Below are 16,844 nucleotides of genomic sequence, written 5' to 3'. Positions count from 1 at the left end.
CTCTTTCTATCTTACGTGGCGCGATGGCTTCGCTTCCGTAGGGGACATCGCGTATCTTTTTGCGTATCGAAACAAGTTGATTTGGATTTAGTGATTTGACTCTTGGTTATAAAGTTGGGCAATCGCTGTTCCTTTTTGTTGAATAATTGTTTTCAGAGAGTCTGGCGTGATGACCTTAACTTGTCCCCCAAAGCCTAAAATCCAGCGATGAAAATCATAATCATCAACACACCAGCAAGGCAATTTCACTTGATAACGATGAGGGAAATGGGGATCATTGCTTTTCTTCAAAATAAATAATGTTTTATTGCTTCGGTTTAAGTCAGCATTGAACGATTTTGACATTTTCATTTGTTTGAGGGGAAATCGTTTCGTTCCCTCACTAATAAAGCGAAACATGGCATCATTAAACCATAATTCAACCCTCACCTCAGCCAATTTTCGCTGGGAAGTGTCACGGCTGAGATAGCATTGTTGTTGCTTAACATCTTTCCCTAAATAAATTCCGCCACTGCATTCATAGAGTTTGCGGAGTCGTTTGAGAGCCGACCATTGTTCAGCAAGAGGACGCTTTTGATAGGGGGTGTGTCCTAGAAATAACCGATCTACGCGCTCAAATTGAAGTAATCCTTGATTCTCTCCGTCATACCGTTCTAAACCTAAATACCAACCAATATTATGAAAAACCAATTGCAAAGGATAAGCGAAAAAATAATTATCTTTTCCAGACTGATAGCGAACACTCCCCGCAATACGTCCTAATTCTAATAACTGTCCCTGTGCAATTGCTGCTTCCAGTTTCTTCATATTTCGAGCTAAGGCGGAAGGAGACAATTTTTCTAAATTAACAATATTGCGATTATGAATCGCCCGCACAGGATAAGATTGAGTATCTGCTAATTGCGACCATTGCATTCGTTCTTGAAATAATTCATAAACCTCTAATGATTCAGGATCTTCAAGACTTTTGGCTTGGCTTTCTAATAACCGAAATACTTTCACTAAATCGGGAAATGATAAAATTGCAGTCCCCGTGAAATAGCCCCGTCTCATGGAAAAATGAGGCAAAATTTCGTAGGGTTTCAGCACTTTTTCAATATCTTTGCGGAGATTGGAAATTTGTTTGTCTTCAGCTTGATGTTTGATTAATCCTTCTGTGTGGAGACGAGCCACAAAACTTTTTAATGTCGTTGAACCCGATTCACGAATGAAGGGGTCATGAAGAATTAAACGAATGGTATTGATTAAGCGAGAAAAAGGTTCGATATCAGAATACTGATGAGTGGGATCATTTTGATCTTGATAAACAGAGAGAGCCAACGGCTGCTTAATGTCTTTTCCGCCCAATAAACCATTTTGTTCTAACCATTGTAAATCTTGAGCAACAGCTTGTGGATTCGCATAGAGAGGATCGGCAATTTTGGCTAAAAAGGCACAAATTTCTTCAATTTCATCTGGAAACTCTTGCTGCTGACCAAAGACTTCTTGAATGACTTCAGGGGCGGTTGTCTGTAAGTTCCCTAAACCAGGATACTGAATCAATAAGCGGATTAAATACATTAAACGCTCGAAATCGAGTAAGCGAGAATAGGAATGAAAGGTTAAAGGACGATTGCGGTTATTACGATTAATCTTGGTTTTCGGGAGTTGGCTAATTCTTTCATTGACTTGTTGTAACCAAGAATCGGGAGTGTCTGGCTTGAGAGTATGCAGCGCCGTAAATCCTTCCCCATCATCAGGAGGAAACTGCTTTAACCCGTGGCTCATTTGCTCAATGACAGATTCGGGAACCTGACGATCGCGCTGTTGGTTCCACTGCAAGCAAGTTTCCAAGGGCGTTTTCAAATACCAACCCATCCAATCCACATCAGCATATTGACGAAGTTTTTGCAGTAATCCCATGCGCCACACCCGCTTGGCGTTCGTTGCATCATAAATAATCGGAATCCCTGCTTGCAGTGCTTGATCAATGGCTGCATAGACTTGAGCTTCTACCTGTGACCAGTTTCCCTGAATGGTTTCATCGCCAAATAGTTTGGCGCGAATCTGATCTGTAGAAATGATCTGATATTGGGGGTTTTCTTGCTGAATCTGACGAGCAAGGGTCGATTTGCCACTACTAGGGCAACCAATCAAAATATGACACAACAAACTCATTTTTTGGCTGAATATCACTGAATTAAATCTTAATTCTACTGTAAGAGGAGTTTTTCGTCCTGCCTATCCTTTCTACGCGAATGACCAACTTTTTTGTGTCTTGGTTGTTCGCGTGGGACGATCAAACAAAACCAAAGAAAGGGGGAATAATACAGTTATGCCGTTAAAAATAAACGCACATGAACGATAGCAATTTCTCAAACCAAAGTGAAGCATTCCCCCCAGAGTTTTATAATGATTTAGCTTTGATTCAATGGATTGAAACCAATCCTGACTATGCTGATTTAGTGAAAGAAGTTGATGGCATTGCGGTTGAAGAGACTCAGGAGAAAAATAAATTGCAACCAATTCTGTCTGGAATTAAAGACTTATTTATTGCCGATTCTAAAGAGTATTACGGAACTGCTTATGTCACGCCTAAAGTAAAAGGGGATGCCAAAGTGACGGCGTTAACTGTTACTGCTAGTAATAACTTTGATTTTTTAGGGAATGCCCCTCTGTTCTTTTTTGCTTGTCAAAATCTAGGGAATTTCCCAGCATTATTTCTCAGCTTTGCCATTAATTTAGCAATTTTGAAGTTTGGAAATCTCATTGCTAGTAGTGTAGTGCGGGGAAGCCAAAATGCTTATCAATGGTCAACTTGGGCAGCGATTATGGGGTTAATTCCTCTCAATATTTTACAATCTTTTGCCACAGGGGCGGGAGTTGAACTGTTAAATAATCGGAGTCAACTCAATCAAATTCATGCTCAAACTTTAATTGCAGAACAAGTGGCGGAAGAGACAGAAAATTTAGAGAACTTAAAAAGTGTAGAACATCCTCGTTATCAAGCCGTGAAAGAGCGTTGTGAGAAAGGAGAAGCCGTATTAAATCGGCTGGAGCGAACTAATCCCCGTTGGGATTCTCTCTATGTTTCTTTATATGGCTCTTGGGCGGATCGCGCTCAAAATTGGCAACAATTGGCGTTAGAAAAATTACCAGTTTGTCGTCAAGTATCCCGTTTAGAAGAACAGGCTTTTATGAATTATGAACAGGCAAAAAATCGCTTTGAAGCCAAGCAGTTATTAAAAACTGAAATCAGTAATGATCTAATCTTTTTACAACGAGCCTATCCTCAAACCTATGAGCAAGCATTTACAGAATCAGGAGAAATTCGTTCTAGTTTAGTGCTAAGTCAACTCGCCCTTGAAAACTTTGTAGGGAAATTATTGCGCTTAGATATTTCTAGTATGGGCTTATCGTTATTTTTCTTCTTATTATCGGTGATTACCAGTTTGGTTTCTTGTGGGAAATTAATGCTTTATTCTCGCCGTAGTGATGTTCAAATGTCCTGGAATGATGAAATTCGGACCGAGCGCGATCGTTGGTTAGAAGAACAATTCCGCGCTTATGCTCGACGCTATTATAATCAACAACATAACAATGATCAATAACGCACAGCGAGAACTACACTTACTTCAATTATTTGCTCAAGAGGTGAAACGGACGGGAGTTTATGACTATCCAGAATTAGTTGATTTAGCAGAACAAACTCATTATTATGGGAAGCCTAGTCGAAGCATTAATTCCCCTGCTGGTGAACCTGAATCGGCGGAAGAAATAGAAGATTCTTTATCCACAGATGACATTGCATCACCTGAAGAGACAGAAGATCCTTCATTAGTCGATCAATCTGAGATTGAAGAGACTGATTCTAGTGCATCTCCTGTAGAGGAAAGAGACACAATCTCTGCTACGGAAGTGACTCAGCCATTTTTCTGTCCTTTAGCTTCTAAGCCAGAGTCTGCGGAAACGCCTGCTGTTGAGAGCAGTTCCAGTGAAGTGAGTGTCACTGAGGAAACTCCTGTTGTTGAGCAGCCAGAAGAGGTTAAACCTTATCCTCGTCAAATGCGACTTCTACAATTATTTATTGACGAAGTGAGAACAACAGGAGAATGTAGGTATCCTGAATTAGAGCGATATTTGCGTCGTTGTTTTGAACAGCATCAGAGAAAGAATGAACTTTAAAACTGATACTGAGGTTATACCAACTGTGATTACTCATGCTACATCTAATAAGGGCGAACTGCCGTTTACCTCTACGTTATTTCTTGCAAATGGTATTACTTGAATTTTAATTGATACGGAGAGGAACGAATGCAATCTAATATTTTAACGATCGCGCAACGGATATCTAATCTTCAAACTTTTTCGGCGCGATCGCGCTTAGGAAATCGAGGAGATTTAATTGAAGTGGAGAATAACCAAATTATAAAAGCCGATAAAGTGGGTGAAGACAGCACTCATTGGGAATTTCAAGTATTAGTAGAATTAGAGGATTTAAAGATTACTCCTCAACCGAATTTAGAAGAAGGAGTTTTTGGGCATCCGAATGCTTTTCAAATGGAAAAAATTGATGAAGGAACCACTTTAGAAGAATATCTAGAAGAGTTTATCCTAGGGAGTTATCCAGACAATTTTTATTTAGAGTTATGTCAAGCTGTTGGTCAGATGTTAAATCAATTTTGGGAAGCGGGATGGATTCATGGCGACCTTCATGCTAAGAATATTGTCATTGACATTGACAAAAATAAACAAGGTTGGCAACCCTATATTATTGATTTTGGGACAACGTTTCATAACGAAGCTGATCATCCTTTAGGACGAAATGCTTTTGCTGAAAAAGAGAGAGCCATTGTTGAAGAATTACCAGATGCAGAGGATGACTTAAATTTCCTCGACTCTGCATTTACCACTCTTTTCGACAGTATGGGACTGGGAGATAATTCAACTTATTGGTCTGGACTTCGTATGCTGAAGAATCAAGTCCAAGCCTTTTAAAGAGATCAAATTCCATAAAAATATGAGAAACTGGTGAATAGGTTATGAGAACAAATTTCACTAGAATTAAATTGAGACTTCTATGGAACTTTTAACATTCTTAGGAACGGGGAATTACAACACGACCAATTACACTTGGCAAGATCAGACTAAAGAAACTCCTTATGTCGCAGAAGCCTTGGCTGAGTTTTTGAAACCGAACAAGATTAAAATATTTGTCACTTCTGAAGCAAGGGAGAAGCATAGTCAAGCATTTTTAAAGCGGATCGACTCAAGTTATGATTGTACTTTTGTAGATATTCCGTCAGGTCAATCAGAAACTGAAATTTGGCAAATTTTTGAAGCTGTTGTTAATGCAGTTAATTCTGATACAGAAATTAGTTTTGATATTACTCATGCTTTTCGGTCTCTCCCTTTGCTGGTGTTATTAGCAGGTGCTTTTCTACAAAAAGCTAAGAATGTGAACATTCAAGGAGTCTATTATGGTGCATTTGAAGTCAATCGCGATCAGCCCCCGATTTTTGACCTTACTTCGGCGATCAAGCTATTAGATTGGTTGACTGCAACTGATAAATTTTTAACAACAGGATCAGCGGTTGAATTAGGAAATTTGTTAACAACGATTCAGGGAGATTTTTATAAACAAAATCAACCTCAAAAAGGAGAAGCGCGACCAACTCAATTAAAAGGCTTTGGGGATAAAATTCTTAAATTTTCTCAATCTTTGGAGTATGCACGGGCAATGGATACCCTTGACGATGCTGGGAAAATACAACAATTCTCTACGGAACGCTTGAGTGATGAAATTGGAGTTTTTGCTAAACCGTTTGAGCTTTTACTGAATCCCATTCAAGAACAATATGGACAGTTTGCTGTGGCTAATAGTCGTGAATCAGATCTAAAATTAGTTCTAGAAAAACAGTTTTTACTTTTACGGTGGTATGTTTCTAAGCAATTAGGGACGCAAGCAATTTTATTAGCGAGAGAGTGGATCGTTTCTGCTTTTTGCTATCTGGAAAAAGTTGATTATTTAAGCCGTGATGAGAGAGGGAAAATAGAACAGCAGTTGGGAAAAATGATCGGTCTAAATAGAAACTTTGAACAACCAATTATCACATTCGTTCAAGATGCAGAAGTTTTAAGTAGCACTTGGTCAAAGTTAACAGAATATCGTAATGATATCGCTCATTGTCAAATGCGAGAAACGGGAATTGCAGCAGATAACTTAGGTCGATATGTTAAAAATAATCTCCTTGATGATTTGAGTCAATTATTTCCAGAATTAGTGATTTAATCCAGTATTAAGTGGACTGGGTAAATTTCTCAGCGAGATAAATCGCAATGGTGTTCGTTTCAGCAAGGTTACGCCCTGTGGTTTGTAAGCAAATTCCCAGTCCGCGATCTGTCCAGGTTAAAACAAATTCAACTTTCCCATCGGGATAAGTTCGGCGGATGGGGTTATTTTGATGAGGATTAAAGGGAAGAGAATTAATGACTTTTGTAATATAAGGAGATTGAACTAATTTTTGGCTAAATGCGATGAGTTTATCTTTACCATGATCCTCTCTAAGGCTAATCTGTTTGTTTTCTGGTAAGGTCTGATCTTCGGGGATTAAATCTAGAATAGCGGTCTGTTTTTTCCGAAATTGTAAGCGCGATCGCGCATGGAATAACATTCCTGTTGCAGAGAGACTAATTACAGGAGTTTGTTCAATGATTTCCTCATCAATGAGGGTATTGAAATAAGCAGCATTAAAATCATGGGCGAGATCCGATTTCACCAGCGTTTCTTCGGCTTCGAGTTGTTCAAATACCACATAATGATCAATCCAAAATCCTAAATCAAGCGCGATCGGTTGCGGAGGAAGTTCAATCACTTCCGAGAAGCGTTCAAATAAATAATAAACAGGAATCCCTAATGCTTGTCCAATCATTCCTGCAAAAGAAATTTGGGCTTTATAGCCTCCTGTGGCGTTAATGGCAATATATTCTGGAGAAGAATGTTGAACTTGGGTACTAATTTCTCGGACTAAGTTTTTTAATCCCTCTTGGCGAAAGGCTTTAATGTTATCATCTCTCAATCCCGTTAAAACGTTAACTTCAACCGTTTCAAATTGAATAGGATTTTTGTGATTTCCATAGTACAGCTTTAGGAGTTGTCCGGTGTGTTTTCCATCTTCTGTATCAGAGACTAGAAAAACTAATTTTAAGTAGTGACTGAGTAAGTTTTTTTGGCAAATTCGGGCAATAGAATTAATTTCAGCCCCACAAGCGCGATCGGTATTTTCTAACTGATTGAGGAGTAACGCCACTTGCTTCCAGTTTTGCTGAGAAAAGGCTTGATGAATTTCTCCTTCAGCCCGTTTGAGGTTATTAAATAAGCTGGTTCCGACAGTACAAATGAGTGTATTTCGCATTGATTGGTGTGAATGGATTTTTAAGCTGAGAAAACTTATTTTCTAGATTACAGGTAAATGCGAAAAAAATCGCCTCCTCATCATAGGGGCGATTCATCGTTTCCATTCAAGTGTGTTCACCCGTTAAGAGTGAGAGTTCGTCTCAGAAGCCTTATCCCATAAGGGATTCAGAAGCCAAATCGACGTACATCTAAATCAACCATAGCAGACCTGAGCAAACATCGCTAATTAAAAGCCTGAAATCCTTACTTGGTCGGAAATAGACGCACCTTTACGAAAAATCAAGCCATTTTGGGGATGCTTGGAGGTGCATCGATCATGAAGTTTAAAATAGGCTACACCCCTTTTCCAAGTTGATCGAAATGGTATTACATTAGTAAACTCTGAATTAACGGTAGGGTGGGCATTGCCCACCCTACAAAGTGTAACTCCCCCTAAAAAGATTGGGGGATTAGAGGACTATTTTAGAGGGAATATGGGAAGGTATTCAGCAGATTGATTATGCAATTCTTTTAAATACTTTTCACGCGGATCAGCCGTTGCACCAAATACTGTTACTACTTGGAAATCACCTGTATCAGCGATCCAAACAGGAGACGGTTTTACCCCACCACGAACTTTTCCACAGAGAAACCCATCGTAATCGCCATTATGATAAAAAGCGCGATCGTGAAGGACAGATAATGCAAAGGGTTTATTAGAATTACTCTTCCCAGAACAAACAACAATGCGACAATTTCCATCAACTGCTTCTTGCCAATTTCGTTGATTGACTTGACCAACTTCTCTTAAAGTTTTAGGGTTAATTGACTGTCCAGTTAACTGAGATAACGCAGAATAAAAGCCTTTTAATTTCTGACAGAACAACCGATGAAATTCTTTAATATCTTCAGGAATCTCCCAAAAATCTTCGTCTCCAGCGAGAAATGTTGACCCCCGAAACCAAGGAGCGCGATCGCTAGTTTTACGTGAATAACAAGGTCGTCTTGCCCCTTGACCAATTCCACCTAATTGAAACATCATCCAAGTTAGATTTTTAACTAATGATTGAACTGTCTTACGTTCGGATTCCTGAGTTTCTGAAGATAAGCCCAGAATTAGCACTCCTGATTGTTCACCACATTTATCTTGTTTTCCATTATGATTCGGTCGAGGTTCTCTTTGTTCTAGTTTACCCTGATGAATTCTGACCTCTAAAAAGCCTCGTTTTTGTGGACTAATACCACCGAAAATAGCAGCTTCCCAGTCTTGGACTTGTTGAGGAGATAAAACCCCTAAAGCAAACGCTCGAAACCAATAACGAAGCATGGACTTAAAAGCAACTGGACGCACCTCTGCTTGAGGATTTCCTCGCATTTGCCATTCATTTCTATTGTTATTCCAGTTCCACTGGGTAAAATGTTGACAGCCGTGAATGAGTTGTCCTTCTAAACCAAAACTCACTCTTAAAAACTCATTAGCACTTTTCTTATTTTTCTCTGTAGTGAGTTGACCGTAACCCGAATTAATTTGTGAACCCACACCAGCATTTAAACCTTCAATCAGCCATTGCTTGACTTGTTTGAGAACTTGTTGATCTTGACAGTTACTCGCAAGGCGTAAACCAACCAGAAATTCCACATCTTTTAAGGAGAAAAAGGAATTGGGATTAGGACTATAAGCTAACTGATTATTATCCCAATTCCAGATATTATTCGTCATATCCATTGTGATTCCTGCATTTTTGCAAGCCACAGGATACGCATCGAGAAAGACGACTTTTCCTGCTTTATCTGGGTTGTTATTAGTATTAATTGAACCGAAATAGGGCGCAATCTTTTCTTCTGCACTTTTCCAGTTTATGTTCTCTTTAGCCATGATTTCTCGGATGGCTTGGGTTCGGGCGACTCCTCGTAAGGTGCTAGAAGGGAGATAAGGAACGCCTAAATGGTCGAATGCAGGGAGAAGAATGCTTTCGGGTCCGCGATGTCCTCCCACGCGGATGCGCCATGTTGTTTTGGCGGTAAAATATTCTTGAGCAATAGCGCGAGCGCGATCGTTAAGTTGTTGCAGTCGCTGGCGATAGTCGGGGTTATCTTGGGCTTTATTTAATATCTCAACCTTTGTCCCGTCTTTTTGCGGATGTTCAGGCGGACGCATCCAGCGCAAGTATTCGATAAAACTGGCATTATGACTCGTTGGCGGTTGGTGATCAGGGTCTAGCCAGGGAGAGGGTTGAGGATTATTATTACCCCCGCCGTTTCCATGATGATTTCCCCCACCACCGCCTCGGTTACGGTTTCCGCCACCACCATTTCCACCACTGGAAATTACTTTCTTGGGCTTTTTCTCAATCACCTTTTTTTGGGGGTTAGCAGGTTTATTGGGTTTTTCTAATGCTTTACTGTGTGTCATGATTCTATTGTTCTCCTGTAATATCGTGATAGATGGCATTTGCCCAAAAGCTAAATTCTTGGGCAATTTCGAGTCCTAAGCCTGTTAAACCCAAATAGTCATCAGTGGATAGGTTTTTGATCGTTTCTAAACCTTGGACTGTCGTTAATTCTTCAATTCCTGTCAGACTTTTGAGACATTGAAAATACTTTTTAACGACATCTTTTTTCCCGTCTTGAGAGAGGGCTTGTTCTTCAGCTTTTAGGCGCATCATTCCCCAAGTGGCGAGGTAAGTGTAAAGTTCAACCGCTTGGCTTTTTTGTTCTTTTAAGCGTGACTCGTTTTTGTTATGTTGAATCCGTAAGTCTTGTAAGGCTTCGTAAACGGGTGTTGCAATGGTTCTGGGGTCAAAAGTCATAATTTCTCCTTTCTCAGTCAAAAAGTAGGTTGGGTAGAATGAAGTGAAACCCAACATAATCGTTAATTAATCATGGTGGGTAATGGTGGGCAGTGCCCACCCTACTGAGATTGTTGAACAAAACCGCGACCGAGGCTTTCTTGTCCGCCGATTTGGATGATGTCGTGACTTTGAATTAAAGTTTGGAAGTCGTTTTGTGATTGTTGTCCAGTTCCGTTAGCTTGGTTGGTGAGTCCCCAAGTAAAATACATGAGAGTATCAGGGGGAATGGCTTCTTCATAGCGGAAACCGCCATCGACCACTTTATGTTCATCCAGTTTGATCTTGACTTGTCGCCACAAACTCATTTGAATGAGAGTCGCACAATGTTGGTCGGGAAGCACTAAAACTTTGTCGATACTGCTGGCTTGTTTGGGAACAAAAGATTGCCAGTTGTCAAACGCTTTCAGTTCATCAGATTTGATAATCGCATCTTTAAGATAAACTTTGCTATTTTGATTAAAGTTACAGCTATAGGGGTCAGGAATTGCGGTTTGATGTGCAGATTGTGGTTGACGGCTTTGCCAACGGCGTAATAAAAAGGGAGAACTAATCCACACAACACCATGACTGAGAGAGGGAACGGGAACCCAGAGTAATGATCCATCCCCGACCCAAATATCCCCTTGTTCAAGTTGTTGGGCGTTATCTAATTCTGTGCCAAATAAACGAAAAGATTTTCTTTTTGGCTTTTCCTTTCCTTCATCTTTTTTTTGTTGATTTTGGGCTTTTTCTTGTTCTTCCTGTTTTGCATCTTCAGCCTTCGCCATTGCCCGCAAACGACCACGAATGGTGCTAGAAGGGATATAGGGGAGATTGGTGTGAGATTCTCTGGCGATACCGACGAGGTTGCCTTCTTGGGTGGTTCCGCCAGTATGGAGAGGAGAGAGGAGGTAAAAATAGATTGTGTTCATGATCTGTCCTTGATTTTAATTTTTAGAAAGGGGAATCCCCCCTAGCCCCCCTTTGAAAGGGGGGAACTGGAATGAGTTAGCCCCCTAGCTCCTAACTTTGAGGGAACTAGATAAGTTAATCCAGAGGAGTTGCGAGTAACCGAGTTTCCGCCAGCGTTTGACTTTAGCGGGCGCTTGCGGTTGGTCTTGAAAGAGGGTTTGCGGTTGATTCAGGTAATATTGACTCCCTGGTGGGGCTGCAAACACTTGTGGGGCGGGAATGCTTTTATCAGAATCATTTTGATCCCGTAAGCGGGTGCTGATGGGAATTGCGCGATCGCTGCTGACACTGACTAATTCCCCAGGGGTTTGATTCGGGTTACTGGTATGGGCAAGTTTCCATTCCCAGGGCCAAGACCGACATTTGGCTTGTTGGTTATTTTGCATCCGTTCAAATACTCCAGGAGTCACCAGATAGCCCACGGAACGATCGGGGTTTTGAAAGTTTGCATCCGATCGCGCTTGAATAGAATCCCACTGTTGTCCGAGAGAGGGACAGGCTTCGATTAACACCTGATGTCCTTCCCCACCCAGTCTGAGGGTAGTTGGCGTTGATAGCTGTTGATCCAGCGCGATCGCGAGACTCCAATTCGGTAACATCCGAATCGCATTTTCCACAAAATACCCATCGGCATCTTTAACTTGTCGTGTGCCATCCTTCATGGCGTTATGAGGGCGGGTTTCTACTTGCCAGGGGCTTTTTTCTCCTTCATGCTGACAAGCCCAGTCTTGGGGTGGAATTTGACCTGTCTTTAAGTAATTCAGAATCACATCACTGGGCAGATATTGACGAGTATTGGGATTTTTGATGTCAACTTGAGTCAAATCATCTAAATTGGCAGGAACAAGGGGACAAGGGCGAGTGCGATCCCACAAGGCATGATTGAGGCTGTTGTCATTCAGCCAATCTAGTGGAAATAAGGGAATTGAACCGAGGAAGCCCAGAGGACGGGGAAAATAAAGGGTGGTTTCATAACATAAGAAAGGTCCTTTGAGGGTTAAGGTTGCTTTTTCACCGAGTAACCCACGAATTGCCCCAGCAAGGGTGTGTCCATTAGGCGGAAAGACACTGCCAGCCCACGCCCGTTCCCCTGGGGTAAAGGGTTTCGCATCTCGAAATAAGAGAATATCGAGGGGAGTGAGTCGATACCAGTACATGATGTTTCCTCCTCACAGTTTAATCGTGCGCGATCGCTGCACAAAGGCAGCCAGTTTTAACCAGTTGGTGACCGCTTCTTCCAGTTTTGATTCCGGATGATGCTGCCACAGAGTATCTAGAAATTGAGAGAAAGACTGTTGAAAGTTCGCTTGTACCTCAGGGGTGTTGAGACTTTCACGGCGGGAAACAAAGAAACTCACCCAAGGATCAATGGCTTCCCGTGTGGGAATGGGATGTTGATTCCACAAAGTTGCAGCTTGTTCATAGAGACTGCTTTCTAAATCTGGATACTGTTGCAGTAATTGTTGCCACTGGTGAAACACAGGGAATTTTGCGGTTGCCTTCAAAATATTGCCATTGCCGTATAACACACGCACTTGCACAGCATCTTTCGTCTTCCCATTTGCATCCTCATGGGCTTTGGCTTCTGATTCAGCTTCCCAGAGATTTTCTAAAGTAATCGCGAGGGGGACAGAATGATGGGCAAGGGTAATGCCAAAACTAAGGGTCGCCAGTTGACCCATTGTAAACAACGGACGATCGCGCAGTAAAGAATTTTCTGGAGTCTTTTTCCATTGCCAATAGTCTCCTGTATTATCAAACTCGTTTTGTGGGTCTTGATCACCGCGAAAACATTGGCGAACATCCCACAACCATTGATCCCATTCCCATAAGTTGCTGTAGGCGAGAACATCATCCCCACCACTATAAATCAGCCGTCCCGCATAGCGTTGTTCGGTAAGATAGGGAACCAGTTGATTAGAAAAGTCTAACAAGGCGCGACTGAGGGCGTTATGGGTTGAGGGTCCCATGCGCTTTTTCATCTGGAGAAACTGATTATATTCTTGTTTCACCTCTTTGGAAACATTTAAGTCAGAGGAAACATAGTCTTGATAGGGTTGCAGTTTCTCACCTGTTAGCCACTTACTCATCCCATCGCCATCCCCCGCAGCTAAAACATACCAGCTAGCAGGATTATTATTGGGATAGTGTTTACTAATGACCGTTTCTACTTGTTGACGGTATTGGGTTTTCAGTTGAGTGATGTCTTCTGCAAGTTGTTGGGCGATTTGTGGATCAGATTCTTTGTTGTAATCTTGTTCAAGTTTGGTTAACTCTGGCGTTTCCGCATCTTCCACTAACCAGCCTGCATTGAGTAAACGGGGATGATATTGATTGGCATTAGGAGCATCATCAATGTAAGGAATGCCCCACTTATTCGCCATGTCATCAATGACGTTTTGCGCCCAAGGAAACTGGTTAAGAATATCTTCACAAGCGCGATCGAATTTTGCTTGATGTTGCTGGTCATGGGTTTTGAGATACCCTGCAACACCCGACGTTAAGTCAGGATAAGAAATAGCAGGATTAGCGTCTCCTCCTAACAGGTTGGGTAAGATTTTCTCTAAAGTGCGTTTGACCGTTTCTGTAGCATTCAATTCTTCCCGTCCATCAAATAAACCCGCTTGTCGTTGCCAATAATGTTGGGTTTCCCCTTCCGTGATCCAATCATCGCCAGAATGAACAACGGGACCCACTCCAGAAATCGTAGAACGGGGACCGAAAGCGGTGGGAATTTCCCAAGTGCGGGCGTTTTTCGTTACCGCAAGGGAGAGGCGAGTTTGGTCAAAAATGGAAGCCCACCATGATCCGATATTAATGCTAAATTTGCGTCCCCATTTTTCCTCGCGATATTCGTATGCTTTACGGAGAAAGTTGAGTTCTGCTTGTTGAAATAAGTTAATCTCTTGCTTATTTTCTAAGCCATAAGCCTGATTTTCAGCATTTGACCAGCGATTTAATTCTGTTTCCTTTTCTTCTGGAATCGCTGCATTTTTCAGGGGTTCATCTTCTCGTCCAATGGGAACGCCACTCCAGTAAAATTGCCATTGTCCATCTAGCCAACCTTGCCAAGTAGAACTCTTAAACGAGAGATTTCTTTGCCAATGACGTTGGGTTTGCAGGAAATCAAGGGTTTCTTTCCCTAAATTACGCCAAGTTTCAATTAGCGCACTTTTCGCCGTTTGCATTGCAGGAGCAACCCGATCTTTCGGTAAGATAGCAACAATGACATTGGGAAACCCTGCGGTTAAAAGAGACCTATCACGTGGTTGTTTTACCCAATCCCCAAATTCTGGATACTGTTGTAATAACCAATGGTCAATCAAGGGCTGTTGATAGAGCGAGGGATACAATAAAGAGTCGGGTCCATATTGTTGCGCCAGTTTCCAACTCACCGTAGCTGAGAGATAATGCAGTAACCATGATCCTGCCCAAAAGTCTCGCATTTTCCGACTCGCCTTAATTAATTCTTGAATCGGTGAAAAGCTAAAGACAGCAAGATAAGGATGGGATAGGGTTTGACTGGAAGACCAATTTTTTTCTAGTTGTTCTGGGGTGATCTCGAAGCCTGCTAATGCCCCCGCGAGTGCAGAGGTTAAGCTAGCATGACTCCAAATGGAACTATCAGGAAGGCGTGTTTCTGCAGGGAGAATGGCAAGCCGTTGATCTCCTAACACCGTGCTGGCTGCTTCAGGTAAACACCGCCATAACCACCAAAATAAGCGTTTGCTTCCTGCTAAATCATGGGCTGAGGCTTCAAGAATGGAATCAGGAATGAGGGATTGTAGCCTTGCTTCCGCTTGATCTAAAACCTCTTTGCGATTTTTAAGTAGTTGCTGATGTTGTTCTGTGTTGAGTTGAAATTGATATTTTGCCCCAGAGAGGAGATGACTGATCTCTAACCCCGTTTGATTGTAATTGACAGCAGCAGTTAAACTACCAATTGCTGCGCGATCGCTGGCGGAACTGATAAAATCCGCTAAACGAATATGTTCAAAAAATTTTTTCTGTGCGTCTTCAGGATTCCAACCGTTTTCATGCCAGGTTTGTAAGGGCGGTAGATCGCGCCAAAAACTATTTCCACCCCGTCCTGAGTTGCTGTGGAGGGGTTTGAACACTGGGTCATGTAGCAATCCCCATAATTTGGCTTGCCAGTAAACTTCAGTCATAGGTTCCAATTTGATTGGCTATTTTGCTATTCTCTCACAATTAATTGTGAGCTTCTGTTGATTTAAGGAAGATTAAACAAACGCCAAAATACTGAGCAAGAGATGATTTTGGCGAGTTGCTTATCAATCCCTTTCTGTTCAGCCTATAACCAATTTCGGAAATTGCAACCCCTTTCTATGCGAACAGCGAATTTTTTTAATTTGAGAGTTTCCAGTTTCCATTCAATTAGTTTCTCTTAGGAAAAGAGACTAAATTTACTAAAAAAGATGTGATTGATGATTTTTTGTTTCCATTCAATTAGTTTCTCTTAGGAAAAGAGACGTAGGTTATATTTACAATAGCCAAAATGGTCAAAAGTCGTTTCCATTCAATTAGTTTCTCTTAGGAAAAGAGACCATTCTTATTTCTGGTGCTCTGAGCATTCCAGACTGGAAGTTTCCATTCAATTAGTTTCTCTTAGGAAAAGAGACTTGACGCTCCAAGCGGGAGTATCGCTTTACCTCTTCAGTTTCCATTCAATTAGTTTCTCTTAGGAAAAGAGACTTGGGTCTGATTGGTCGGACAGTTCGACTAGATTAATAAGTTTCCATTCAATTAGTTTCTCTTAGGAAAAGAGACCCTCCGCAATAAACGGAATGCTCTGAAGCTGCATATTCGTTTCCATTCAATTAGTTTCTCTTAGGAAAAGAGACTCCATCGCTGCACGGAGGGAGATGTCTAGTGTCAGGTTTCCATTCAATTAGTTTCTCTTAGGAAAAGAGACTCGTTTAGAGTCTTACGAGTTCCCCGTTTCTTTTTATTGTTTCCATTCAATTAGTTTCTCTTAGGAAAAGAGACAGCTCTGGACGAATGCAGAGAACTGGGTTGCTTTAGAGAAGTTTCCATTCAATTAGTTTCTCTTAGGAAAAGAGACTCGATGGTATGTCTCCTCAGCAGAGCGACCGAGTCCTGTTTCCATTCAATTAGTTTCTCTTAGGAAAAGAGACATCATGACGTCCTTCTCTGGCTACGAAGTCCTAATGGGTTTCCATTCAATTAGTTTCTCTTAGGAAAAGAGACACGAGTCCGCCGCAAGGCGGGCGTCCGTCCCATCCAAATGTTTCCATTCAATTAGTTTCTCTTAGGAAAAGAGACTCGACTAAGACTTGGTGATCGTCGCTGTCTCGGTCGAGTTTCCATTCAATTAGTTTCTCTTAGGAAAAGAGACGTAAAGCTGACCGCAAGAAGCGTCGTCGGCGTAAGCGTAGCTAGTTTCCATTCAATTAGTTTCTCTTAGGAAAAGAGACTAGAAGATAATAAAAACTTCTTCGACCTCATCCAGGTCGTTTCCATTCAATTAGTTTCTCTTAGGAAAAGAGACATCAGTGGAAGTTGCTTCTCCTTCCTGCTCATAGAAGTTTCCATTCAATTAGTTTCTCTTAGGAAAAGAGACTTTACAGAGGACGGGAAAGAGAGGTAAGAAACATCGTTTCCATTCAATTAGTTTCTCTTAGGAA

At 41.5% G+C, this 16,844-nt stretch carries 11 protein-coding genes and 1 CRISPR repeat array (1 of these 12 cut by a window edge); of the genes, 4 read left to right on the top strand and 7 right to left on the bottom strand.

Going from position 1 to position 16,844, the window contains the following annotated elements; translation table 11 throughout:
- Positions 1–87: 87 nt before the first annotated feature.
- Positions 88–2,136, bottom strand: coding sequence for an AAA family ATPase (locus tag PCC7418_RS06665; protein ID WP_235620761.1), 2,049 nt, complete (start codon positions 2,134–2,136; stop codon positions 88–90).
- 200 nt (positions 2,137–2,336) lie between these two features.
- Between PCC7418_RS06665 and PCC7418_RS06660 the strand changes: the two genes are divergently transcribed.
- The 4 genes from PCC7418_RS06660 (at position 2,337) to csx2 (ending at position 6,271) form a co-directional block, all read left to right on the top strand.
- A complete protein-coding gene (locus tag PCC7418_RS06660; protein ID WP_015225415.1) occupies positions 2,337–3,590 on the top strand; it encodes a hypothetical protein in 1,254 nt (417 codons plus the stop codon).
- Positions 3,580–4,164 carry a hypothetical protein gene (locus PCC7418_RS06655; RefSeq protein WP_015225414.1) on the top strand — a complete coding sequence of 195 codons (585 nt, stop codon included), beginning with the start codon at positions 3,580–3,582 and terminating at the stop codon, positions 4,162–4,164. The genes PCC7418_RS06660 and PCC7418_RS06655 overlap by 11 nt, the downstream gene beginning before the upstream one ends.
- 129 nt (positions 4,165–4,293) lie before the next feature.
- Positions 4,294–4,977 carry a lipopolysaccharide kinase InaA family protein gene (locus tag PCC7418_RS06650; RefSeq protein ID WP_015225413.1) on the top strand — a complete coding sequence of 228 codons (684 nt, stop codon included), beginning with the start codon at positions 4,294–4,296 and terminating at the stop codon, positions 4,975–4,977.
- An 82-nt stretch (positions 4,978–5,059) separates the two neighbouring features.
- A complete protein-coding gene (gene csx2, locus PCC7418_RS06645) occupies positions 5,060–6,271 on the top strand; it encodes a TIGR02221 family CRISPR-associated protein (RefSeq protein WP_015225412.1) in 1,212 nt (403 codons plus the stop codon).
- A 7-nt stretch (positions 6,272–6,278) separates the two neighbouring features.
- On the opposite strand, the gene PCC7418_RS06640 is transcribed toward csx2, so the two are convergent.
- The 6 genes from PCC7418_RS06640 to cas10 all read right to left on the bottom strand — a co-directional run bounded on the left by PCC7418_RS06640 (position 6,279) and on the right by cas10 (position 15,347).
- Complete coding sequence (locus PCC7418_RS06640; protein ID WP_015225411.1) at positions 6,279–7,394, bottom strand: putative CRISPR-associated protein; 1,116 nt, start codon at positions 7,392–7,394, stop codon at positions 6,279–6,281.
- A gap of 459 nt (positions 7,395–7,853) precedes the next feature.
- Positions 7,854–9,788 carry an RAMP superfamily CRISPR-associated protein gene (locus PCC7418_RS06635; protein ID WP_015225410.1) on the bottom strand — a complete coding sequence of 645 codons (1,935 nt, stop codon included), beginning with the start codon at positions 9,786–9,788 and terminating at the stop codon, positions 7,854–7,856.
- Between the two features lie 4 nt (positions 9,789–9,792).
- Positions 9,793–10,185: a hypothetical protein gene (locus PCC7418_RS06630; RefSeq protein ID WP_015225409.1), complete on the bottom strand. Its 393-nt coding sequence runs from the start codon at positions 10,183–10,185 to the stop codon at positions 9,793–9,795.
- 101 nt (positions 10,186–10,286) lie between these two features.
- The gene (gene cmr4 / locus PCC7418_RS06625; protein WP_015225408.1) at positions 10,287–11,138 is read right to left on the bottom strand and encodes a type III-B CRISPR module RAMP protein Cmr4; all 852 of its coding nucleotides are present in this window, start codon (positions 11,136–11,138) and stop codon (positions 10,287–10,289) included.
- Positions 11,139–11,222: 84 nt separating this feature from the next.
- Positions 11,223–12,335, bottom strand: coding sequence for a type III-B CRISPR module-associated protein Cmr3 (locus PCC7418_RS06620; protein ID WP_015225407.1), 1,113 nt, complete (start codon positions 12,333–12,335; stop codon positions 11,223–11,225).
- A gap of 12 nt (positions 12,336–12,347) precedes the next feature.
- The gene (cas10, locus tag PCC7418_RS06615; RefSeq protein ID WP_015225406.1) at positions 12,348–15,347 is read right to left on the bottom strand and encodes a type III-B CRISPR-associated protein Cas10/Cmr2; all 3,000 of its coding nucleotides are present in this window, start codon (positions 15,345–15,347) and stop codon (positions 12,348–12,350) included.
- A 214-nt stretch (positions 15,348–15,561) separates the two neighbouring features.
- Positions 15,562–16,844: a CRISPR direct-repeat array (repeat unit 36 nt; unit sequence GTTTCCATTCAATTAGTTTCTCTTAGGAAAAGAGAC) (it continues 16,296 nt past the right edge of the window).

It is taken from the genome of Halothece sp. PCC 7418 (genome assembly GCF_000317635.1).
Taxonomy (GTDB): domain Bacteria; phylum Cyanobacteriota; class Cyanobacteriia; order Cyanobacteriales; family Rubidibacteraceae; genus Halothece.
The sequence above is the reverse complement of the archived record's forward strand: the minus strand, read 5'-3'. Positions and strand labels throughout refer to the sequence as shown.